Raw genomic sequence first — 22,332 nt, forward strand, 5'->3', positions numbered from 1 at the left:
TCGACGGGGTGTGCGATGCGGCGGCTCGGCGGTACGTCCGCCATCGGCCCGGAGGGACGCGGGCCTGGCTCAGCCTGCAACCGCCTCCGCACCGCCCTCCAACCCCGAGCGGCGGTCTCGAAGTCCTGCCGCGGCTGGTCGTCGACGCCCGCATTCCGCGCAGATTCTCCGGTGCTGAGCACACGTAGAATACGCTTTGCCTGCGCTTGAGGTGGCTTTACCAAGTCGCTAATGGGTCGCCGACTCCGGTCATGCGGTCGCGATGATCCTAAGAGTCGTAGCTCGCTGCACACCGGTTTCGCCCAGCAGCTCAACCAACGCCGCGTTGAAATTCTCAAGCCCGTCAGCCTCCAAGTGGGCGATGATCTCCCCTGGGGTGATCTTGTTCGCCAACACCTTGCAACCACCAAGGCTGTGATGCGTCAGGCGCTCGAGCGCGACGTCATCGCCAGCCGGCTCCACCTCAAACAGAACATACGCGCGTGCCACCATTTCCCGTCGCCTCACTTCGTTCCCGATGACTCGTTCGCCACATGGAGAAAATCGAAATTTCTGGGCAAATTAGCACTGTCGTTCTCCGGATTCCGTGAGGCGCGGTCGTGTCGCAGAGCGGTCGGGATCTGCATTCCGGCGTGCCCGTGCCGAAGCGGCGTGCTGCGGTGGGAGCAGAAGGCTCCGCTCACCCGCCTGCCCAGCCAGCATCGGCTGGCCTCATTGGTGTCGAGGCTCTCCGACAACAGGTACGGCGGCTGCGCGCGCCTGGAAGGCGGCGACCGCCAAGCCCGCGCTTGATGCCAAGGCTCGCCCGGCGGGACTGACAGTTCCGTGCCTACGCCCAGTATCCATCTCGACCCGCGCCAGGTTGGGGTTCACCGACGACGCCCGGATCCGCGACATCATCCAGGATCAGTCGCCGAAGTTGGCGGACCGTCTCTTCACGTCGGCGCTGCCGGTGCAGCCGAAGACCAATGAGGTCGGCCCTGAGTCCTTCTGCCATCCCGGCTTTCTCCTCATTCCCGCCCGGCGATGTTCCAGGGCGAGAAGGCGTTCTTCACTCCGGCCAGCGAGGTCCGTAGATCCGGGTGGTGCCGCAGCAGTACGGTCCCCATGGTGTTTTCGTCGATCCAGCGCAGTCCAGCCTTCGAGTAGACCTCGGGCGTGTAGTACTCGGTGAAGAACCGATCGCTGTTGAGCCGGCGCGAGGCCATGAGGATGAAGATGCGGAACGCGGTGTCGCTGAAGGCGAATCCGGCGGGGAGTTTCTCCGCGTACAGGCCTACGGTCAGGTCCACCTTCTCGATGTCGCCCCCGTAGACCCGCTTGATCTGCTCGGCCCAATCCCGGTTTTCGGTGAGCTCCTCGAAACTCGCGGCGGGCTTCAGGCGCAGCAGCCGGCGGAACTCGTTGTAGCGGGGGACACCGAGTTCCCTGCTGCGCAGGATGTCCGTGGCCGCGAGGTCCTGCAGGTGACCGTCCGGCCGCTCGAACTCTTGCAGGAACTTCGGGAAGTTGTGCAGGGTGACCAGGCCCGGGTGCAATGTGCCGAAGCTGTAGAGCAGGTCACGCATGGGGACGGTGTCCATGACTTTCAGGGCCTCGGCACCGGCGAGCTCGCGGAAGGTGGCCTCCCGCAGCGTCGAGTCGTCGGCCGCGGCCCGCAGATCCCAGTCGTCGCGGACCAGCGGGTGCATGCGGTAGACGGCGACGAACTCCTCGGTGAGCGTGTACGGAACGCCGTAGTGGTCGGTCTCGGCACCGGGGATGCCGCTGATCACCTCGGAGTTGCTGAGCCGTCCGAAGAGGTTGTGCACGCGCTCACCGGCGAGTCCCCACCAGTTGGTGCGCAGCGCGGTGACCGTGGTCGGGTGACTGATGACTGCCGGGGTCCACTCCACTGTGTGGATCTTGGCGAGGAGAGCGGCGTTGACCAGCCGGGCGCGCTGGAAGAGTTCCTCGTCGTCCCAGCCGGGGTACTGTGCATGGAGGTGGTCACAGATGGCGTTGTGCTCCTTGGTGAACAGCGTCTGCATCATCGCGAGCCCCAGCCAGAAGCCGGGCACCCGGGAGGGGTCGCGGTCCGGGTCGGACGGGAAGGGTGTCCCGTCGTCGCCCCACAGCCGCAGCTTGCCGTTTTCCCCGGTGCGCAGGACACGCTGCTCCTCCTCGCTCGACCCGTAGAGCTGGGAGGCGTCCCACCAGTGCGAGGAGACGTTGACGCGCGTGTCGGGGGTGCCGGCCGGGGCATGAGGGTCGCGTGTGGGGTCGTCGGGGGTGCGCATGATCTGCATGGGGCGCTCGGGCCAGGGGTCGTCGTCGCGCAGAGGGACGGTCCACGGCCGGTCCGCGGGGCTCGTGCCATGGCTGAACCAGTCGCGCACCATGAACTGCAGCCAAGCCGCCACGAGGGAGTTCACCGTCTCGGCGGGGATGAACTCTCCCCGGGTGAGCAGTTCGCGGCTGACCACGCGCGGGTTGGGTGAGGAGAGCACGTCTGCGGCTGAGACCGGCGGGATCTGCTTCAGCGGGATGTTGCGGCCGAAGCGGGTGCCGGCCATGCCCATGTGCGGCTGGTCGAGGTCGTTGTAACTGCCGTCGATCGTCCGGTTGACCAGGTATGCATTGCCGTTCTGTGGTGCCGGCTCAGGAACGTTCACCGCGGGGATCCGGTTGGTGTCGTACAGGTTCCCCTGCCGCAGCTTCACCCGAAGCCCGAGCAGGGTACCGAGTCCGAGCGGGACGGGCAGTTTGTCCCAGCCGATCCTGCGGTCCAGGACCTCGGCGACACCGGTGACGACGCGCCAGGGCAGTGTGCGTCGGTAGCCGGACCTCGCGTCCTCGGCGGACGGTCGCTGGTCAGTCATCGGATCCTCCTGGCGGATGGTTCGACGGTGGTCGGTTCGTTGGCTGGCATGGCTTCGGCGAGGATCACGTCACTGGCCTTCTCGCTGATCATGTAGATCGGAGTGGCGACGAAGAATCCGGGAATTCGGGGGAAGATGGAGGCGTCCACGACACGCAACCGCTGCACGCCGCAGACTCGGAACCGGTTGTCGACCACGGCGGCGGGATCGTCGGGGCGCCCCATCGGGCAGGTGCAGGACGCGTGGTGGCCCCAGGCCTCGTCCTGCACCCAGCGGCGGATCTGCTCACGGGTGCGGACACCCTCGCCGGGCCACAGCTCCTTCTTGATCACGTCTCCGGCGCGCCGGTTCATGCCGCGCACGAATTCGACGGCGTCGACCATCGCTTCGAGGTCCGCGCCGTCCTTGTCGGTGCCCTCCGTGAAGTAGTGGAAGTTCACCTGTGGCGTGTCCCGGGGATCAGCCGACCTCAGGCGCACCCGCCCTCCTGTGTTCCGTGTCCCGGCCTTGAGGGCCGCCCAGGTGAAACGGTCCTTGCGCAGCAGCCCCTCCTGGGAGTAGCCGGGGTAGTAGCCGCGGAAGTCGGCGGGCAGCCCGAAGACGAACAGGTCTGGTGCGTCCAGATCGGCACGAGACTTGCGGGTGATGCCGACGACGGCTCCGTTCGTGGTGTAGAGCCCCTTGCCGCGCTGCCAGTCGCGATAGCAGCGGTCGAGTGGTGTGCCGGGCTCGGGCGCGTGGAAGGAGCAGCCTTGGATGATCGGGAACTCCCGGGCCATCTCGCTGACCACGCCGACCTCGTAACGGTCCTGGAGGTTCCGGCCGACGCCCGGCCGGTCGACGCGCACCGTGATGCCATGCCGCTCCAGCTCGTCGCGCGGGCCGATCCCGGACAGCATCAGCAGCTGCGGTGTGTTGAAGGCACCAGCGGCCAAGATCACCTCCCGCCGGGCCAGCACCAGCTGCGGGGACGCGGGGTGGGGGTTCCCGTCGGCCGCGGGATCGGCTCGGTAGGCGTGCTTGCGGGCGAGGTACTCGACGCCGACCGCCGCCTGGTTCTCATCCAGCACGACTCGGGTCACCAGCACGTGCGGCCGTACGACGAGCCGGTCGGGGTACCTCTCGCGTACGGCTGCGACCCGCTCGCGTACGGCACTGCGCCGCCCGTCGGCAGTGATGGACATGGGAATCTGCCACAGGCCTTCGAGCGCATCGGTCTGCACGCGCCAGTCATTGGGGTCAACCAGCGCGCCCAGACCCTCCAGAGGCGACAGCGGCCGGCCGAGGAAGTCGGCGAGCTCGCCCTCCGCCGCGTTCAGTACGACCTTCAGCAGCTGCTTGTCCTGGATGATCAGCCCGGGGTCGGCGAGCCGTGTGGGCAGCCAGCCGTCGAAGCCGTGCCGCGACCTGTTGACGTACCGGCCTGAGACGAACGGCAACGCCCGCAGCAGCGCTGCCAGCAGCCGGTTGGACGGCAAAGTCCTGGGGCGCGGCCGGTACTCGCAACGCTCGAGCCGCTCGAAGTAGGCACGCATGGACGCGCTGCCCCAGGAGTCGTCGCCGGTCGCCCGGGCGATCCGGTCCCAGTCCGCGTTGTACGGGTAGACGGTGATCAGCGCGTGGTGGGCGGTGCAGCCACCGATCGCCCCGGCCCGCGGGTAGAGGATTCCCTTGTCGGGGACCGCCTTGGTGTCGCGTTGGTGCTGTGCCTCGTCCGCGTAGTGGCGCACGAAGTAGTCCCAGCGCTGTACGGGGTCCTCGGTGGCGTCGGGGTGGAAGGGGGGCACGAGGTAGTTGTCGTTGGTGTGTTCGCCACCCGCGTCGAGGAGCAGGACCCGCATGCCGGCCTCGGCGAGGCGGGCGGCGAGCGGGCCGCCGCCGGCCCCCGCCCCCACTACGACGTAGTCGAATCCTTCCGCGGCGGTCGCATTCACGTCTTCTCCTGGCCGCCGGTCAGGGCCCTGACGGCCAGCGCGGTGTTGACGGCGGAGATCAGGGTGGTCAGGGCGGCGGTGCGGGGCGCCAGATGGCCGCGCACGCCAAGCACTGCCGCAGTCACCGTGTCGCTGCCATGGATGAGCACACCCTCCCGCAGGTCCTGCCTGAGGCGCTCGCCGCGGCTGGTGAGCAGGTCGAGGCCGAGCAGGACGGTGCGGATACCGAAGAGCCTGAAGGCGTAGACGGCGGCGGGGTTGGGCTCGGAGTCCCGGTCGAGTCTGTTGATGAGGAGCGTGGGTGCGAGCAGGCCGGCGGCCCCGTTGAAGAGCCGGATGCCGGCCAGCCCGAGAACCGCCGCCGAGCGACCTCCGGCAACACGCTTTCCTATCATGGTGTCCTCCTTGAAAGGGACTGCGAGGCGGCGCAGCTCACCCAGGTAGTTGTCCCTGCCGGACGCGTCTCGACCCCCGCCACCCGCGAGAACCACCCGCTCGGCCCTCGGAGCGGCAACACGAAGTGACGCCGCTACGGATGGTTCGTTAAGGTCATCGGACAGGGCCCGGGCTGCGCCCTCCTGTAGGCCCAGTGCCCGAAGGAAGGCATCCGGCTATTCGGCCCGTTACGGCGCCTCCCCGCCCGGCTTCATCGTTGAGCGTGCGGCGGAGCGCGGGATGACGTCGCTCGCCCTGACCGACCGGGACACCTTCGCCGACGCCGTCCGCGTTCGTCGTACTGTGCGCTGAGAAGCGCGACGCACTCCGCGATGGAACCTGTCATGTGACGCGGGAAGAGCGGTGGGAGAGGGTGGGACGGGGATCCAGGAAGCGGCCGGAGGCGGAGAATGCGGCTGCGTTGAAGCCCTCTTCTCGCAATTCAACCGCCGGGAACTCCTTACAGGCGGTCTGCGGCTGGGCCGTGGACTCGCCGAACCGGCAGGCGACGCCGGTGAGCCTGATAGTGATGAAGTCCGCGATCTGCGATCCGAACTCGATGGGCCTCCCGCCGATGGTGATGTCCCCGACGGCAAAGCCCTTGTCCGCGGGCACCGCGTACACCGCGCGGACACGGTGCTCCGAGTCGCCTCTCAAGTACGTCCAGTATCCCTTGGGATCGGAGCCGTCCGGAGTCTCCCAGCCGTCCGTGGACAGGTCGTCGAAGTACAGACCCACTGGGTCGGCGAGGGTGATGTCGGCCTTCTGGCGGGCCAGGGCGTTGACTCCCGCACCGATGTGCGGATCGCTGTTGCGCTCCGCGGCACCGTACTTGCTGCAGGCAATGAGCTCCTGCTCGGTGGTCAGTTCCTCACCGTTGATGACGCGCCGGATGGTGGCCGCCGCGGCCAGTTCGATTTCCGCGCCCAAGGTGTTGTTCGGCTGAATCAAGTGCATGGCGCCGTGGCTCGTGGAGTTGTTCCACTTATTGCGCGGCTGGTATCGACCGCTGGGCGAGAACAGGTCCTCCTTGCGTACGTCCGGACTGATGAACTTTTGGTAGATCTCAACCGTCTTGTCCGGGTTCGTCTGCGCCAGGATCTCCCAGTACTCGGGGCCTTCACAGGTGAACGTGACCTTGTTGATCTTTCCTGTGCCGTCGCGGGAGACGCTCCACTCGCAGTACTCGTCCTGCACGTCACGGCTGGCGTCGGCGCGCTGCCATCGCTGGAGGTCGGAAATGGAGGTGATCTTGATGATGCGGGGGAACGCGGTCCATCTGATGGGGGCGCGCTGGAGGTCCGGGGCCGTGTCCGTGGCGGTCAGGTTGTAGAACTGCGGTCTTGGGCTGTCGTTCAGTACCTGATGCGGATCGGGGCCTTGAATGGCCTCGTCGACCGTGTCAGAGATGAACGTGTTCCAGGCCTTGCAACCGAAGTCGTCCAGATCGTCGAGGTTGCCGGGAGGTCCGTAGGCTTCCAGTTTGGCCATGGCGTTCTCCTAGTACGTGAGGGCGGAGCGGGAACGAACCGGTCGGCAGCGCCGCTGAGGGTGATGCCGGGGAGACGGGTGAGGGGCCGGGTCAGGTCAGCTTCGCGACGGTGGCGTCCTCACGCATCGCCAACGGCGGGGCGTCAGGGGGAATATTGGTGACCGGCAGGGTGAGTTCGAACTCGTTGAGCTTCATGCGGCGGAACTGCCGACGGCGCGACTCGGCCAGGTGGACATAGTCGTCGAAGCCGGATTCGGTGCGGATGCGCTCGGTGACCCGGCGCAGATATGCGTCCACCCGGTGTCCGAACACTGTCCGCCAGGCGTCGTCGGGTGCCTGCCAGTGCTCGGCGAAGCGGCCCTCGGGGCTGTCGGCGGGCAGGGTGCCCGCGGCGTCCAAGATGGCTTGGGCGACTTTGTCGCACAACTCCACCACCTTGGTCGGTGTGGTCGGCACGTACCGCATGAGGCGGCTGCGGGCAGGGCTGAAGACCGGATTCGGGAAGTCCACCATCAGCACACAGGCTGCGAACTTTGCCGGTACAAGCGCGTTGCGGACCATCTGCCGAACCACCTCGTTGTCCTCGTGGGCGGCCTCGGGCACAACGAACGCGAAGAACGTGTCGCCTGGCTGCGAGAACCCGCTGAACTTCTCCTCCAGCCGGAAGCCGAACCGGGTGAGGCCGGCCAGGTATCGGGCGGCCGGCGCTCCGGGCGGGGCGGCCTGTGTGGACAGGCGAAGGTCGTTGAACAGGACATCCTGGTTCAGCCAGAAACCCGTGGGCAGCGTCAGGTCGGGACTGTCCGCCGAGATGTTGCTGCTCTGTCTGTCGGTGCTGGCGAGGTTGACCGTGGTGCTGGTGAACAGATGGCGCAGCAGCCGATCGGGGTGGTCCACAACGCCGTTCGCGGTGACAGCGGCCAGGCGGGCGCCTGTCCACCGGGTGATGAGGGACCTGACAGTCAGTTCCAGCTGCTGGGCTCCGATGACCTGTTGGAACAGCTGGTCATGGTGCAGCGGGTCATCCTCGGCGAGCCGGATCGTGGCCCGCTCGGACTGCCAGTTGATCCAGGGAATCCTCAGCTCCTTCATCACGGCGCTGCCGTTGACGTGGCTGTCGAAGCAGCCCTTGCCACGCGAGTCGGGTTCCAGTGCGTCCCAGGAGTTGCCCGCCCAGACCCAGTTGGAGTCGAACCGAGCATAGAAGTTGAAGACCCTCGCTTCGGGATCCCATCCCGCGACCTGAAGGAATCCCTCCTGGGGGTCGCCACCAGCCTGGGTGCTGACCAGAAGGTCAACCTGACTGCCTCCCGCGGCAACCGTGATCGCGAACCGCATGTCGCGCCCGCCGATGGCATCCGGCCGGATCTGCCCGGCCTCGCTGACCAGATACACCTTCCGTGAGGCGGCGGCCGTCGCGGGGAGTCGGGACAGCAGGTCCTGCACGGTGGTGGGAAATACGCCGACGCGGAAGAACTCCGTCGCCATCGGGTCACCCAGCGACGTCAGTTCCTCTTCGCTGACGGGCCGTGCCCGGTCATCCCTCCCGCTGACCCTGCGGTACAGCCGCCCGGGTTCCAGCGCGGTGGAGCCGGGTCCGCAGCCGTCGACAGCGAGGTCATGGTCCGACGGGGGGTGGCCGGATGGCTCGTTCAAGGCACCCACGTCGCGGGCGGCGTCAACTTCCTCGACGGCAGTCGCTCTTGTCCAGGCGGTCGCACGCCGCAGCTGCGTGTGGTCTGGCATGACTACTCTGCTCCTAAAAAATGAGCATTCATCAGATTACGTAAAATATCCCTGTCTACAGGGATACCCGGTCACGAAAACCCATTTCAGGCGCGGTCGCGGATCCACTCCGATGGCCCACCTGCCTCAGCGCCGCTGTCTTCGGAGCTCCAATCACATTCCTCGGGAATGGCCTGCCTCTTCCCTCGTGGTGACGGGCCAAAGGGATGTTCAGCCGGCGAGGGCGACCGGCCTTGGAGCGGCTGCCGGCTGCGACGATTTCGCGGGCACCCCACCGTGGACGTGATCACCAGCTTGCTCAGGCCCACGTGTGTCCTGTGCGACCCCGCAGGCCACCTGGCCTTGCGCTCGTAGTGGCGGCGCAGGCGACGGCATCCGGCCAGCCAGGACATGTCCTTGCGGGCGATGCGGACGTGCCACACAGCTTTGACCATGTCACGGTGACAGAGCGATCGGCGGGCGCCTACCCGTATGTCTCCAGAAGAGCGCGTCTTCAACAGCCCGGCCTTCTGTTTCCAGGCGATGCCGGAATTCGCTGTCGCGCCCTACAGGAAGTACATCAGCCAGATCTGCCCGTCCGGGCCGAAGGAGAACTCGACCTCTCCTGCTCCTTGTGCAGGCTCGAGATTGACGAAGTTGACGACTTCATCCATGGTCGAGAAGGAGAGCGCGTGCCAGGTTTTCACATCGGACCTGAGCGCGTTCTTGAGCGCCTTGGCGTCAGCGGTGGTGACGGTCATGGAACTCCCTTTCCAGGTACAGTCTGGCGGCTTCGATTACGAGTATCAGCCGTAGTGATGGTCTTTGCGACTTCACCTTCGCTAAATGGCTCACGATGGTTGCCCATTTCAAGGACTCAGCTGTGGCGCTCGCTTCGTGTTCTGGAGTTGGACTCCTGAGATCGGTGGAGAGGCTTCGGGCTGAAGCCTTCATGCACGCGGCACACCGGGACCAGCCGTAGCTGCCTGCCGTACCGGGCGCCGGCCAAGGGACGCCGACGCACACGCGAGGCGAGTTCGATGTCGGCCGTCCCGAGCAGGCGCGGGCCAGGCCACAGCGCGACCGCTCCGACAGAGTCGACTACCAGGCCCTCTGCGTCAGCGCCTCAGCGCATGCCGGGTCCAGTGATTGAGCCGACCAGTATGCCGCCCGCGTGGTGCAGGTCGAAGGTCTGACCATCAGTCCCAGCCTGCAGAGGGTTGCCGCACGGCGAGCATCCGCCGACGCCCCGTCGTGCGGCTGCAGTGCGTCCTAGCGGTGCGGTCTGGGACTCGACGCGTGTCCCGTCGCTGTCGCGGGGCGATGGCGGGTAGGCAAAGGTGGAGGGAGCAGTGCAGGTTGCGAGCTGGGAGAAGGCGGTGGACATGTCGGTTCGTGTCATTGTCAAGCTTGTCCAGGACAGGGACTGGTCAGCTGTCGCCGATGGCCTGGAGGCAGTAGGAGCCGAGCGGGTGCAGGCTCCGCGTGAGTCGCTGCCAGACCGGGCGGTGGCGCTTTTTCCGGATGAGATGGGCGTATCGGAAGCCTTAGAGAGCGCTCGTGGCGTCGAGGGTGTCGCTGAGGCCGAGCCCGATGTGATGCGCTACACCAATGGTCCGGGCATGTGAAGAGCGGCTCGGGGCGGGATCGGCAACCGGTGGGAGGTTACCCACCGAGGTCGGCGCCTCGGCGGGCAGTTGAAGGCAGTGGTGTGGTTCCGGGGGCGGCGATCACACCAGGGCGAGCGCCGAATCGGCGTCGACGAGGCCGAAACCGAAATCGTCATTGGGTACTGGGTCGTTGGGACGTCGACGCAGTGGCTTTGCGGTGGTGCGAAGAATCTGGCGGACGTCCCGGGCGCTCAGCCCCGGACCGAGAGAGAGCAGCAGAGCCGCGACTCCGGCCACGTGTGGGCAGGCCATCGAAGTGCCGTCCGATGGGGAGAACGTGTCGTCCAGGAAGGTGCTGAGGATGTTGACCCCGGGCGCCGACACATCGATGTGTGGACCCGTGTTCGAGAAGCTCGCCTTGCGGTCCAGTGGGTCGGTCGCGCCCACGGCGACGACGTCGTCGAAGGCTGCCGGAAAGCTCTGTGTCCGTCGGCCGTCGTTGCCCATCGCAGCCACGACGACCACGTCATGGTTGATGGCGTGCGCGATGGCATCACGCTCGACCTCGGTCGCTTGAGGGCCGCCGAGGCTGAGATTGAGCACCCGGGCGCCATGGTCGACCGCCCACCGGATGCCTTCCGCGATGTCGGCCGCGCTGCCGGCGCCGCTGACGACGTTGTCGCTGAGCCGACGGATACGGGCCAGCACCCGTACCGGCATCAGGCGGCACTCCCACGTGACACCGGTCACTCCTTCACGATTGTTGGAGCGGCAGGCTATGGTTCCGGCGACGTGCGTGCCGTGCCCGACCTCGTCCTGCGGGAAATCGTCGGCTCCCAGGAAGTCGCCCTCGAAGACCCAGCCCGGCTCTGCGATCGGATTTGGCCCGAGATCGACGAAGTCCTTGCCTTGTTTCAGGAGCGGCGCCAGCTCGGGATGGTTCAGGTCGACTCCGGTGTCGATGATGGCGACGGTGACCGAGTCGCTGCCCCTGCTCCTGTCCCATGCCTCGGGGCACTTGATCCTCTTCAGTCCCCATTGCTGTGCGAAGAGCGGGTCGTTGGGAATCACGGATGCCTGCTCCCGCCAGCGGTTGGGCTCGGCGACAGAGACCTCCTCCAGGGCGTCGAGGCGCCGGACGGCACGGGAGACGTCCTGTGCCGGGTCGAAGCGAACGCGGTAGGCGACACTGAGTTCGGTCTGCTCCGCGACGGCCGTGATCCCGGCCGGGATGGGCGCAGGTGGTGGGTGCAAGCGAGTCACGGACCGGACTCCTATGTCCGTGAAGACTTGGTCAATCGGTTCGAGCCCCAGATGCGTGGCCGCAGCGAACGCCCCGCGCACAGGACCGGTCGGCACAGCTGCAGAGATCCCTTTCGCCGCCTCGGGTTGCACCTTGATGAGCACTTCGCCGGGTACCTGGTTGTCCTGATCGGGAGCGAAAACGCTTGAGCGCTCTTCGGTGCCTTCCGTATCCGGGTACTGGTCTTTGTCGGGCATGGTGCCTCCTTCAAGGGAAAAGCACTTGAAGTTGAGGTAGTCCCCTCTGACCACTATCACCCGATTGGCTCCATGGTGCACTTCAGTCACTGCTTTCGCAGCAACCACCACCTCGGCGGCGCGTGGAGGCGGTGCTCATCTGCTTGTTCCTCGTGCACGAAGTGGGGCGGCACTTGCAGCGACTCAGGTGAGCCGGGGGTTTCTGGCTGCGTCGGAAATGAAGTCCACCCGTGCAGTAGCGGGTCAGTCGATCTGCGAGCATGTGACCAGCGCCTCGCGCGCCTGTTCAACCCGCCATCGCTCGCCCGTACCCAGTGACCGACGAGCGAGTTGATGAAACGCGTAGAGCACGAAGCGGCCCACGGCGGCCTCGCATCCCGCGGCCACTCCCGGGAGGCCCCCGGGCCCGCCCGTCCGCGGTCACCCCACCCAGCCGTCCGTGATCTCCAGGGCGCTGAGCGCGAGTGCAAGCAACGCCGCCGGGGCTTCCCGGATGACCTGTTCGGTGTCGCTGGACGCTGGTGGGAACATGTTGTCGCACTCGATCGTGTAGCAGAGCACCTTCGTGGCGGCCGGGTTGGTGAAGTGGCGGCTGTGCGTAGTCGACGCTCGTCCGCGAGGCGGGTACAGAGCGTATGCCGCCTCAATCACGTAGTTGCCGTCGCGTGCCGCGTTGTCCAGCTGCTCCGCCAGTTCAAGCGCGATCTTCGGGCCGCATTCTGGAATGAACTCGCCGATGCCGTCGTCCGGCCGACTCAGCACCCGTCGAGATCAGGGTTGCGGAAATTGTCGCTTGGGGGAGTGGACTGATTCCGGTCGGATCCCCAGTTGTGCAGGATCACCGCAACCGCACTGTGGACGTCGACCATCCGCAGGATCCACGGGTTGCTGCCGAGCGCCCAGACAACGTTCCGGGTCCCCGACCAGGCAATGGCCGACCCGGTGAACCTGAAACCACGCCCCCGTCCTGACCAGCCAGTCAACCACTCCCACACAGCCGGCCGGGGGGAATCTCGCGGCATGCGCCGCCTGGACACGTGTGCTACGACTTAGCAAAACGCTGTACGACACGGGAACATGGGAGGATCAACATGGCAGATGCAGCTTTCGCCAAGCTTTTGTTCTTGGAGGCGAAAAGGGTTCAGGACCCGGATGGTGCGGACGAGGTGCTCGTCAGTAGAGGTGACGGCGGTACCTTTGAAAAGGTGCGAATGCGAGAAGGGGACGTGTTTGAGTTCGACGAGCGGTTCGTGCCGTTCGTCAACCAAGCGCCGATTGACGTTGTTCTGCACGAAGTGAATGAGGTGACTGACAAGGTCAGCTTCATTGGAGGGGCGAAGATCATCGCCTCCGAGGTAGGCCTTGGAGAACGAACGCAGGCAATCGGCGCGCTGTCCTTGTCACTGTACGAGCTGACATACAAAGTCCTTTGACGACCCGCCATCGGTCATTGCGCCTTTGCCATCCTCGGCTCGAGCAGGCCAGATGCAGGTGAGTACGGCCTGGACGAGCTTGGTGATCCAGGTGGTGGAGCAGCGCAGCTTGCGAAACGAGCCGCCAGGACTTGAGGGTGGCCACTGCCTGCTCGACGAGTGCACGGATCTTCACGTGGGATGGGTTGAACGCCCTCTCGCATGCTGGCCGATGCCCGTTCCAGGCCGGGGAAGATGCCGGTGAACTGGGCTCGTAAGCGATTGGTCGTCCGGGCGCTGTCGGCGGCAAGGTCCATGTGCCGACCCGCGAGATCTTGAGGTCGGTGACGGTGTCGTCGGCGTCGCGTAAGGGGTGCAGGTCGCGGCGGACGCGGGTCTGGTCGGCGAAGACGGCGTGGTCCTTGGCATCGGTTTCACCCTCGCCGCGGTAGCTCTCGGGGGCGCGGTGGATGGTCCGGCCCGAGATGCGTGGGGAGAAGCTCAGGGCCACAGTTGTGACGGCCGTCAGTTCGGCAGTCGGCAGCCTCGCCGATCAATGAACAGCGTCACCGTGCAGTTCCGCGGCCAGTCGCCGGGCTGCTGCAGATTGAAGTCGATCGCTTTCCGTCGGGGTCGACTTTCACTGATGAAGTGTCAAGCCACATGGCGGACAGATGCACTTCATTGCTGGCGCCCTGCAAGAAATCATCGGTTGACTCGTTCTCGTGGAATCCACGCAGTCGAAACTGAAGACGCAAGGGAATGTTGGTTTCAGTCTTGGCATATCTTTGTCCCTGCCGGAGGCGAGACGTCACACAGAGGCTCCCGTACATCGGGACCAGCAGCCGCCCGGCGCTCGCCCCGTCCTGGACGAGACCAAAGGAAATGCATGGCCCACGAGACGGACGTATGCTGAATGCGGCTGGGGGAACACGCTGCGAGGCGATCAGATCATACTGGAAGTTGAACCAGATACATTCTCTGGCATGTCCAACCCGCGAGGGCCTTGTCGCGAGACCAAGAGGGGGAGCTGACAGGCCGCCTCGAGGCGGATACGGGCCAACTGTCACCCGTTTTCCCCTCATAAGCCCTGAGACCGGGCCATCCCGGATTCATCATGTGCCGAGTTCCGGGGCGCGTGTCCGCACAGCCAGGCCGGGATGGTCTGTGGCCCACTGGCTCCTTGAAACAACGGCCAGCCGCATGGGTATCGATGGCGAACGGCTCGTGGTCGCCACGGAGAACCCTCCCTCCTGCCATCGCGAAAGCTGGCCGCTTCCGTGACGGTCGACGATCTTCGGGTGACCTCCACACCAGTCCGCGCTTCTACCGGGTCACCGCTTCAAGATCGACGCACGCCGACAGGAGACGGGAACGCAAATGACTGATGTAGTCAACTATCGGAGCGACGCGATCGTCGAGCTCATGCACATGCCCGCCGAGGAGCACGACGAGCGTTGGCTGAAGCAGGCGCTGCAGCAGGCCATCATGCTGGAGCTTGCCACGCTTCCCCCCTATTTGTGCGGGCTCTGGTCGATCGAGGAATCGGACCAGAATTCGGAAGTCTTTCAAACGCTCCACGCGATCATCTTCGATGAGATGTCGCACATGGGTCTGGCGTGCAACATGCTCACCACCATTGGTGGGGAACCGCGCATCGCCGACGAAAGCGTCGTTCCGAAGTATCCAGGCCCACTGCCCGGTGGTGTGCAGCCCGAGTTGTCGGTTTCGCTCATGCAGTTGAGCAAGCAGTCGCTCGACATGTACTCCTGCATCGAGAGGCCCGATGACCCCGTGGTTGAGGACATGGAAGTGCACACGTCCATCGGCGCCTTCTACACGGCGATCCTCGAAGCCTTCCGCTCACAACCAGAGTTGATCAAGGGCACGCGGCAACTCATCAAGGACATGTCGTCGTCGCACGGCGAGGGGAACGACATTGTCGCTCTCAACTCGCTCGATGATGTCGAGGCGGCCGTGAAGATTATCAAGGAGCAAGGCGAGGGAACTGCCGCGGCGCCAGACAACCCATTCCCCGGCGAGACCGGGGAACTGGCCCACTTCTACTCGTTCCGGGAGTTCTTCCACGGACGTGGGCTGGTCCGTGTTTCGGACGAACCGCCACTGTTCGACTTCCAGGGTGACGAGATTCCCATGCCCCGGACCTTCCCCATGGGCACGGTTCCGGCGGGCGGTTGGGCTCAAAGCGGGGTACCAGTGTCCAGTGACGTGCTCACGGAGCTCGACACCTTCAACCGTCACTACAGCTCAATGCTCCGGTTCCTGGAGCGTGCATGGAAGGCGGAGCAGCCGAGCACAGCCAAGCAGATGCTGAGCAAAGCGATCGTGCAGATGGTGCAGTTGCAGGAACCCGCTCAGAACCTCATGCGAACGCCATTGCCCGACGGGACCGGCAAGACCTACGGGCCGGAGTTCCGATACGTTCCGGACGAGCCGTGAGGTGACACAGCGCGTCGGCCCGCATGACCGTCAGGTGCCGTGTGTGTTGCGCCGGATGCCGGCAGAAATGGGAACGTGTGCGGGAGATGTTCACGGCGGTCTGGGCGGACGGTGGGGGCGCGGGCATCAAGGGTCGGCGGGTCGATGTCCACTGCACGAAGGCTTCCGTGACTGCGGCTGCTTCTACTGGGCGGCTTCGAAACCGGACGCCACCAGCAGCGCGGACGGCGCCGTACCGGAAGTCAATTTCCTACGCCGAGACCGGCGTACCCCACCCCCCCGATCTCCCCACCGACGACCGGGGCCAGCGTCGTGACCAGGAACTCACCTCCCCGGAGCTGACCAGCGACTGGAACGTCCTGCCCGTGGTCCTGGGCGACCGCGAACAGGCGGAGCCGAGTACCGCACTGCCGGTGCCGCTGCCCGCCACCGCGCCCAAGGACCTCATGAGCCCCGAGGAAGTCGCCGATGAGCTGACCACCCTGGCCGGGGTGGAACATGCGCTGTGTGTGGAATACCTGTAAGCGCACTACTCGCTGAACGCACCCCTGAGGCTGGCTCTCGGCGCGGACGAACTCACCCGGCGGACGTTCGCTGCAGGACAGGAGATCTTTTCCGTCGCGGTCGACGAGATGCGTCACCTGCGCCGGGTCAACGAAGCACTCGGCATGCTGGGCCGGCCACCCGTCCTCACCCGCACCAAGGTCATCAGGCGGCGTACCGATCACGAGGTACGGCTGGAGCGGCTCACCCCGGAGCGGCTGCAATGGTTCGTCGACGTGGAGGCCCGAGCCAGAGATCCGGCGCGAACCCGAACGACCCCGACCCCACCACCATCGACGGCACGTACGTTCAGTTGCACGCGTCCGTCGTCAACCAACCCGACCAGTTCCCCGAAGGCGACCGGCTCGCGCATCTGATCAAGCTCATCATCGACGAGGGAGGGGACCACTACCGCCGCTTCCGGGCGTCCAAAAGCACCTGGCGGGCCTAACCCAGGAGCAATACCTGCGTCCGCTGGACCGCAAACCCGACCCGCAGGACACGCAGTTGTTCGACCTCAGCGATCAGTACTACGCGATGTCATCGGCGCGCTCCAGACATCTTTGGAACGGCAGGACAAGGCCGACGGTGTGCTCATGGGACGGGCCCGGCAACTGGTGACCAGCATGCACGAGATCAACCACGTGCTCGCCAGCCGTGGGGTGGGTCCGCGCTTCACCCTGCCGCGCTCGGTCGAACGCGCCGAGGGCGTCGGCCGTGCGACGGCAGTCGCCAACGGGCAGCTGGTCCGCGAGGCCGGTGCGGCGGCCTCCCGGACCAGCGAAGCCATCGGCTCGCTCGGCAAACCGGCGGTGCGGTCGATGGTCATCCGGCATCAGGCTCAGGCCGCGGACCTGCTGGCTGCGCTCGGCTCACCGGCACGCCGACGGGCGGGCAGGGCGGCGGGTGAGCCTGGTCCGGATCGCCGGATCGCCGGATCGCCGGATCGCGGCTGGCGGAGCTGACCTGCCCCCGGCTGCTGGCCGCCCTCGGGCACCGGATCCAGCTGCCCCCAGCCCCCGCGGACACGGATTCCCGGCCACTGCTGCTGGCCGGGCCGGCCCTCGAACTGCTCGACTCGCTCTGGGGTGAGGAACTCCTCGCCGGCAGCTGGCCGTTGAGTCGTCGTCAAGTGCGATGGGGGACCGGGTCCCGGCCCATGCGGTTCGCGCAGCGGGCACGGCGGTGGATGGTGCCCAGCTGACCATCCGGATGCGGGAACGGCTGGCAACCCGCGGCCGGTCCACCGACACGCCAACATGGATAGTGACCGCGGCCGCCGTTGATGGCGCGGCCAGGTACCGGTAGGCCGGGCGACGTCGGCTGCTGACCGGCACCGCTCCGCTGCGGCGGGAGCACGGCGGGACCACCGCACGGTTGGACTGCACGGAGCCGGGCCGGCTCCACTTCACACCGCTCGGCCACGGCGACTGTCTGGTACAGGCCATGGTCCCGGGGCCGGCCGACGACCCGGCCGGACCGCTGGCGAAGATGCTGGCCCAGTGCCCCCTTGGATCCCGGCTGCGTCGCCCTCCGCGCACCGTCGTGGCCCTGCCGGCCGCGCCCAGAGTCCACCTCGCCCCGGCCGTACCTCCCATGGCGGGCGGCGGGCGTCTCACCGTCGGGACGGGTGCGCTGCGCTGTGACCCGCTCACCGGCACCGGCACCGCGCAGGCGCTCCGTACGGCGATTCTGGCCGCAGTGGTAGTCGACGCCCCGGCGGCCGGCACCTCGGCGGAGGCCCTGTGCGACCACTACACCAACCGCCTTCGCGTCGTTCTCCTCCAGCACCCGCGCACGTGCCTGGAGTTCTACGAACGAGCCTTCACGACGATCGCCTGGCGGGAAGAGATCGACGCGACGCAGCACGTGATGCGCGCGACGACACTGCCCCGCGCAGGGCGGGAGCGCGTCACAGCCTGATTGCCGACACGGTGCCGGCGAAGAGATTGGTCACGTACAAGGTGTGCCACGTACACCCGGTCCCCGTCGGGGCTCGCCGCAACGCTGTGCGGGCTCTGGCCAACCGGGATGGGTGGTGGCCCCTTCCGCGACCGGGCGTGACGTTGTCTGCTGCGGGACGGACGCGCGGCGATTACAGGCTGCGCAGGAACGGCAGAGAGGGCATGAAGAAGTACTCGCCACCCTTCATGGTCACGGCCTGCACAGGAGCGGGGACTTCCTGAGTCTCGTCGTTTCCCCAGGCCTTCGGCCATGTCTGCGGGGGCCGGTCGCCCTGACCGATCACCGCGTCTAGGCCGGGCTGGGGGGCGGCGCCGTGGTTGGGGAATCCAGAGTTGTTGGCCCACATCCGCTGCATGAACTCAAACTGCTGACCCAGCTCGGAGTTGAAGGCCATGAACAGCAGACCGACGCCGCTCTCGGGCTCGTCGCCCTCGGTGCGCTCTCCGTAGGTTTGCCCACGCCGCGCCAGCAGGTGCAGCCTCTCCTCATCCGGTGTTTCGAAGCCGCCGGACCCGCGGGGGTTGGTCTTGCGGATGTGCGCCTGGAACGGGCACTTATGGGCGACGGTGTCGCTGGCGTAGGTGAAGTCGTTCATCACCGGCTTGTCCGCTCCGGCCTCGGCCTGGAGGGTGAGCGGGGTTCCGTCCCGGAACCGGCCGACGAGCATGGCACCTGCGCGCTCGCGGTCGTTGTTGTCGAGCTTCAGCGCAGTGGCGAGCGCTTCCTCGGCTGCTTTGAAGGCGCGTACGTTCTGCTCCAGCTTGCGCAGCACGAAGTAGCTGCCGAAGTCCGTGCCGGGGTTGGGGGCAGCCAGGTCTGCGACCAGCAACCGTCCCAGCGGCAGGAACGGATTCCATACGGAGGTTCCGTCCAGCGTGTCACGCTCGGCTTCCAGGTCCTCGGTGAGGAACAGCGGCAGGCTCCGCCCGTCGACATAGCCGAAGTGCTCGATCGCGCGGCCTGCGGCGTCGTGCTGGGTCTTGCCGGTCTCTCTGGCGAGCACGGTGATCGAACCGGTCAGCAGCGCCTCGACCTCGGCGAGCCGGGCGTCGGCAGGAGGTGAGTCGGCGTCGCCGACCAGGACGACGGCGTGGATTTCCTGCTGGTAACCGGTCTCCCATTGTGTGGGATCAGGGTCTTTGAGACTGGTCACGGAATCGGGGTGTCGCATTCCCCGCTGGAAGACAGGGTCGGAGGGCACCGCACTCGTCAGGCCCAGCCTGCCGTAGCCCGCGTTTGTCAGTCCTACGCCGACATAGGGCGTGCCCTGCGAACCGTGCTGTTTGAAGGCTTCTACTTCTTCGAGTGCCGTCTTGGCCGACTTCATCAGCGGGACCAGTCCGGCCAGGAACGCCCGGGCCTCCGCGGCACCCTCTGGGCCCTCGGCGAATTGCAGGAGGAGGATGTGCAGACGGTCGCGGACATGGCCCTTCAGGATGTTGGCCTGCAGGTTCTGCAGCATGGTCTCGTTGTCGCCGGTGGCGATCTTCCACGACAGCGGCACTGTGTCATTGAGGTCGACGGGCATGTCAGCTCCCTTTGTCGAGTCCGGGATCCGCCGAGATTGCGGGAGCGGCCTTCAGGCCGGACGGTGCACGGACGCCGATTCAGTCCTGCTCAGGACGCTTTGCCAGCGCTGAGGCACCTGTTTCAGTCTGAGGGAGCCGGATGCGATGTGCGACTCGATCGAGCCCCTCGGGGTGCGCGGCTCTGTTGGTCACAGGGCGAGAAATTGAACGGTAAAAATCTCGGTTAACTGGAAAAGCAATGCGTTATGCGTTTGTCGAGCTCCCTTACGACGTGCGCCGCCTCAGAAGAGTTGACACGCTGTCAGAGATTCGCCACCGCCTTTTGGAATGCATCGAGGATGAGGCGGGAGAGGAATGGACGCCGACGTGGAGGATGCCCGCGACCTGTCCGTGCTGGGCGGCCAGCGTCCCTCACTTTCAGCGGGCCGCCCGACGGCGTTTCCCGTACACGACGGTCAGTACGGCCAGTAGCGGTCCCCAGAGGATCAGCGGCGTGCAGAAATAGAACCAGGCAGCTTCCCAGCCGCTGGCTCGGCCTGGGGAGTCGGCTGGCAGGTCGTCGCCTCGTATCGTCGTGTGCCTGATCTCGGAGACGATGAACTGGAGCGTGAGGATCGTGGCTCCGACGGCAGCCGGGATGACCGCCGCTGTCGTGGGGACCCGGCGGCCGTGCAGGAACGGAATCCAGCGCACAAACACCTCACCCCACCGGGCGATCAGCCCGATCGCGGTGAATGCGAGGGCCTCGGACAGGATCGACGGGAAGACGACGCATGTGCGCTCACCGAGTTCGATGCCGTCGTCGAACGCGGCCGGCAGCCGCCAGATGCTGGACGGCACGACGACGAACGGAACGGCGTGGGCGGCGAGTTGTATCCGCCGGGATACTCCGTCGGCGGGCTCGTGAGCTACCCGCCATACGGCGCGGAGTCGTCCGGGGCGGGAAGTGGGCTCTGCGGCGTGCAGAGGCGTCTGCATCTTCGATCCTCGGTTCTGTGGGCTGGTGACTTGCCCGTTCGGTGTGAAGATCCCAGACGCCGATCATGGTCCTGGCTGTACTAGGCCCGGTTCGCCCAGCTGGGCCAGCGCCGTGCGATGACTCGCTCCTCCGAAGGGAAGCCGGACTGGCGGACTGACTGTGTACACGTCCACGAGCAGCAGCGTTCGCGCACCGTACCGGCCGGTGCGGCATCGCAGCCCCTAGCGCATGGAGGAGGTCGCGGGTCACGCACCTTCGGGCCCTGCGCCCGGCTGACCAGCGGTCAGCCCCGGAAACACAGTGTGCGCTTCAGCAAACTGATCGACGCCTCCGCCCAGGCGAGGACCTCGAACCCCGAGGTCAGGTTGCCCGGAGGCTGGTTGATCAGGGTGTCGCGGCGGATGAGCCGATCGAAATCGACGAGGACCGGGTCCGGTCGTACCGTGCCGCCCGGATGGCGGAACTCGACGCGTGCCAGGCGCATGACGTTGACCAGTTCCTGGGCGATGATGCCGTATCCGACGGTGGTGGGGTGGACGCCGTCGAGGGAGAACAGGCCTCCGTCGGTGCGCCCGTTACCGTCGCTGGTGAGGAAGTGGGAGTTCGGCGGAATGGCGAGGGCCGCCAGCTGCGGCGGCAGGGGATAGGGCTGCCACCATATCGGCTGGGCATTGGGATCGTCGATGTAGCGCCTGGCGGCGACCCGGTCGAGCAGCCCGGCCGTATCCATGAGGTACCAGTCCCGGCCGGCGTGCCGCGCGCTGCTCACCTGGTCGGTGATGGCCTTGTTGTACAGGTCGATCGCCAGATCGATGTCCCTGGCCTGCTCGCCCGTCACGTGTGGGTGCACGGTGGGGTTGAAGTCCCGATCGCTGATCCATGGCCGGGTGTAGTACGGGTAGTACCGCGAGCCCGTGGTCATCTTGCGCCCGACCCCGCGCGCGATCGGCGCGATGGTGACGTGGGGCACGGTGCACCAGATGACATGCCGGGCCGCGATGCCGCGTACCTGGTCGACGAGTTCTCGCAGCTCTTCCTCGAAATGGTCGGGATGCCAGACCGTGTACGACTCCTTGCTCTTCAGGTCCTTGTAGTCCTGGCCGCTCCACTTCACCTTGAGCTTGGTCACCGTCTGCAGGGCGTTGTTGGCGCCGACGAAGACGATCAGCGTCTCGATGCCGTGTTTCTGGTCCTCGCTCCGGTCCTCACCGAGACGTTGTGCTGCCGCGAGCACGGTCATGTTCTCGTCGCCGTCGATGCCTGCGGAGGGCAGCACCCGCAGAGCCGCGCGGTCACCGTCGTTCTGCACGACCTGCTTCAGGAAGTCATCCTTTGGTTCGTCGATGGCGTTCCGGCAGATCTTCGCGGTTTTGGACAGCACATCGCGGACGTCCCAGCCGTACACCCCGAGGTTGTGGTTGATTCCGGTGCTCCGAGGCACGTCCTTCCCCGGCCCGCGTTCCCAGTAGTCTTCGGCCTTGTCCAGGAACCTCCGGGCGTGGAACAGTGCCAGAGGTGCCTCCCACCAGTCGAGGTTCTTCCCGAAGCGTTCCTCCAACTCCCGCAGCAGCAATTCGATGTTGAGTGGCAGACCCCCGTATCCGGGATACGAGGGACGGCGGAACCCTCCGCCCCAGCCCAGCTCATGTGCGATGACTGCCGGGAACGAGATGTCGGTGTTGAAGATCGCCCCACTCTGGAATCCGTGCGTGAGCGAATCGCCGATGGTGACGAGTCGATGCCGGGGTTCGGCCTCTCCTTCCCAGTCCCGGTCGACTTGGATGCCCAGTGTGGGGTCCTTGACCGGTTCACGAGCGGGCAGTTCTCTGGCTGCGACCACTTTCGCGGGAGCAGGAAGATTTGCGTGATCGGCCATTACTTCTCCTC

The 22,332-nt window shown here is 66.2% G+C and carries 19 protein-coding genes and 2 pseudogenes; 8 read left to right on the plus strand and 13 right to left on the minus strand.

Annotated elements, in window-relative coordinates:
* Window positions 1-249: 249 nt before the first annotated feature.
* The 7 genes from AC3ETA_RS34530 to AC3ETA_RS34560 all read right to left on the minus strand — a co-directional run bounded on the left by AC3ETA_RS34530 (window position 250) and on the right by AC3ETA_RS34560 (window position 9,208).
* Entirely contained in the window at window positions 250-492 is a 243-nt protein-coding gene (locus AC3ETA_RS34530) for a hypothetical protein (protein WP_432196838.1), read from the minus strand.
* Between the two features lie 518 nt (window positions 493-1,010).
* Window positions 1,011-2,861, minus strand: coding sequence for a peroxidase family protein (locus AC3ETA_RS34535; protein ID WP_432196839.1), 1,851 nt, complete (start codon window positions 2,859-2,861; stop codon window positions 1,011-1,013).
* On the minus strand, window positions 2,858-4,795 hold the full coding sequence (locus tag AC3ETA_RS34540) for a GMC family oxidoreductase (RefSeq protein ID WP_432196840.1): 1,938 nt from the start codon (window positions 4,793-4,795) through the stop codon (window positions 2,858-2,860). The genes AC3ETA_RS34535 and AC3ETA_RS34540 overlap by 4 nt, the downstream gene beginning before the upstream one ends.
* Window positions 4,792-5,190, minus strand: coding sequence for a hypothetical protein (locus AC3ETA_RS34545; protein WP_432196841.1), 399 nt, complete (start codon window positions 5,188-5,190; stop codon window positions 4,792-4,794). The genes AC3ETA_RS34540 and AC3ETA_RS34545 overlap by 4 nt, the downstream gene beginning before the upstream one ends.
* A gap of 382 nt (window positions 5,191-5,572) precedes the next feature.
* On the minus strand, window positions 5,573-6,721 hold the full coding sequence (locus AC3ETA_RS34550; protein ID WP_432196842.1) for a hypothetical protein: 1,149 nt from the start codon (window positions 6,719-6,721) through the stop codon (window positions 5,573-5,575).
* A gap of 91 nt (window positions 6,722-6,812) precedes the next feature.
* Window positions 6,813-8,468 (minus strand): hypothetical protein, encoded by a 1,656-nt coding sequence (locus AC3ETA_RS34555; RefSeq protein ID WP_432196843.1) that lies wholly within the window; start codon window positions 8,466-8,468, stop codon window positions 6,813-6,815.
* A 545-nt stretch (window positions 8,469-9,013) separates the two neighbouring features.
* A complete protein-coding gene (locus AC3ETA_RS34560) occupies window positions 9,014-9,208 on the minus strand; it encodes a hypothetical protein (protein WP_432196844.1) in 195 nt (64 codons plus the stop codon).
* A gap of 591 nt (window positions 9,209-9,799) precedes the next feature.
* Between AC3ETA_RS34560 and AC3ETA_RS34565 the strand changes: the two genes are divergently transcribed.
* Entirely contained in the window at window positions 9,800-10,075 is a 276-nt protein-coding gene (locus AC3ETA_RS34565) for a hypothetical protein (protein ID WP_432196845.1), read from the plus strand.
* Window positions 10,076-10,177: 102 nt separating this feature from the next.
* On the opposite strand, the gene AC3ETA_RS34570 is transcribed toward AC3ETA_RS34565, so the two are convergent.
* Both AC3ETA_RS34570 and AC3ETA_RS34575 read right to left on the minus strand, forming a co-directional pair.
* Window positions 10,178-11,557, minus strand: a complete 1,380-nt coding sequence (locus tag AC3ETA_RS34570; protein WP_432196846.1) for a peptidase S8 — start codon at window positions 11,555-11,557, stop codon at window positions 10,178-10,180.
* A 420-nt stretch (window positions 11,558-11,977) separates the two neighbouring features.
* On the minus strand, window positions 11,978-12,319 hold the full coding sequence (locus AC3ETA_RS34575) for a M14 family metallopeptidase (protein WP_432196847.1): 342 nt from the start codon (window positions 12,317-12,319) through the stop codon (window positions 11,978-11,980).
* Between the two features lie 329 nt (window positions 12,320-12,648).
* On the opposite strand from AC3ETA_RS34575, the gene AC3ETA_RS34580 reads away from it, so the two are divergent.
* The gene (locus tag AC3ETA_RS34580) at window positions 12,649-12,990 is read left to right on the plus strand and encodes a hypothetical protein (protein ID WP_432196903.1); all 342 of its coding nucleotides are present in this window, start codon (window positions 12,649-12,651) and stop codon (window positions 12,988-12,990) included.
* Between the two features lie 34 nt (window positions 12,991-13,024).
* On the opposite strand, the pseudogene AC3ETA_RS34585 reads toward AC3ETA_RS34580, so the two are convergent.
* Window positions 13,025-13,183: pseudogene (locus AC3ETA_RS34585) on the minus strand (IS5/IS1182 family transposase); the annotation flags it as partial.
* 1,166 nt (window positions 13,184-14,349) lie between these two features.
* On the opposite strand from AC3ETA_RS34585, the gene AC3ETA_RS34590 reads away from it, so the two are divergent.
* The 6 genes and pseudogenes from AC3ETA_RS34590 (at window position 14,350) to AC3ETA_RS34615 (ending at window position 17,895) form a co-directional block, all read left to right on the plus strand.
* Entirely contained in the window at window positions 14,350-15,429 is a 1,080-nt protein-coding gene (locus tag AC3ETA_RS34590) for a ferritin-like domain-containing protein (RefSeq protein WP_432196848.1), read from the plus strand.
* A gap of 167 nt (window positions 15,430-15,596) precedes the next feature.
* Entirely contained in the window at window positions 15,597-15,953 is a 357-nt protein-coding gene (locus AC3ETA_RS34595) for a hypothetical protein (protein ID WP_432196849.1), read from the plus strand.
* A 108-nt stretch (window positions 15,954-16,061) separates the two neighbouring features.
* Window positions 16,062-16,172, plus strand: a pseudogene (locus tag AC3ETA_RS34600) (hypothetical protein); the annotation flags it as partial.
* 23 nt (window positions 16,173-16,195) lie between these two features.
* Window positions 16,196-16,423 carry a hypothetical protein gene (locus tag AC3ETA_RS34605; protein WP_432196904.1) on the plus strand — a complete coding sequence of 76 codons (228 nt, stop codon included), beginning with the start codon at window positions 16,196-16,198 and terminating at the stop codon, window positions 16,421-16,423.
* 145 nt (window positions 16,424-16,568) lie between these two features.
* Window positions 16,569-16,937, plus strand: a complete 369-nt coding sequence (locus AC3ETA_RS34610) for a hypothetical protein (RefSeq protein ID WP_432196850.1) — start codon at window positions 16,569-16,571, stop codon at window positions 16,935-16,937.
* A 412-nt stretch (window positions 16,938-17,349) separates the two neighbouring features.
* On the plus strand, window positions 17,350-17,895 hold the full coding sequence (locus tag AC3ETA_RS34615) for a hypothetical protein (RefSeq protein WP_432196851.1): 546 nt from the start codon (window positions 17,350-17,352) through the stop codon (window positions 17,893-17,895).
* Between the two features lie 172 nt (window positions 17,896-18,067).
* Here AC3ETA_RS34615 and AC3ETA_RS34620 read toward each other — a convergent pair whose 3' ends face one another.
* From AC3ETA_RS34620 to AC3ETA_RS34630, 3 genes are all read right to left on the minus strand, one after another.
* Window positions 18,068-19,465 carry a Dyp-type peroxidase gene (locus AC3ETA_RS34620; protein ID WP_432196852.1) on the minus strand — a complete coding sequence of 466 codons (1,398 nt, stop codon included), beginning with the start codon at window positions 19,463-19,465 and terminating at the stop codon, window positions 18,068-18,070.
* Window positions 19,466-19,883: 418 nt separating this feature from the next.
* Window positions 19,884-20,444 (minus strand): hypothetical protein, encoded by a 561-nt coding sequence (locus AC3ETA_RS34625; protein WP_432196853.1) that lies wholly within the window; start codon window positions 20,442-20,444, stop codon window positions 19,884-19,886.
* Window positions 20,445-20,728: 284 nt separating this feature from the next.
* A complete protein-coding gene (locus AC3ETA_RS34630; protein ID WP_432196854.1) occupies window positions 20,729-22,321 on the minus strand; it encodes a hypothetical protein in 1,593 nt (530 codons plus the stop codon).
* Window positions 22,322-22,332: the final 11 nt, after the last annotated feature.

This window comes from Streptomyces sp. bgisy027 (genome assembly GCF_057710365.1).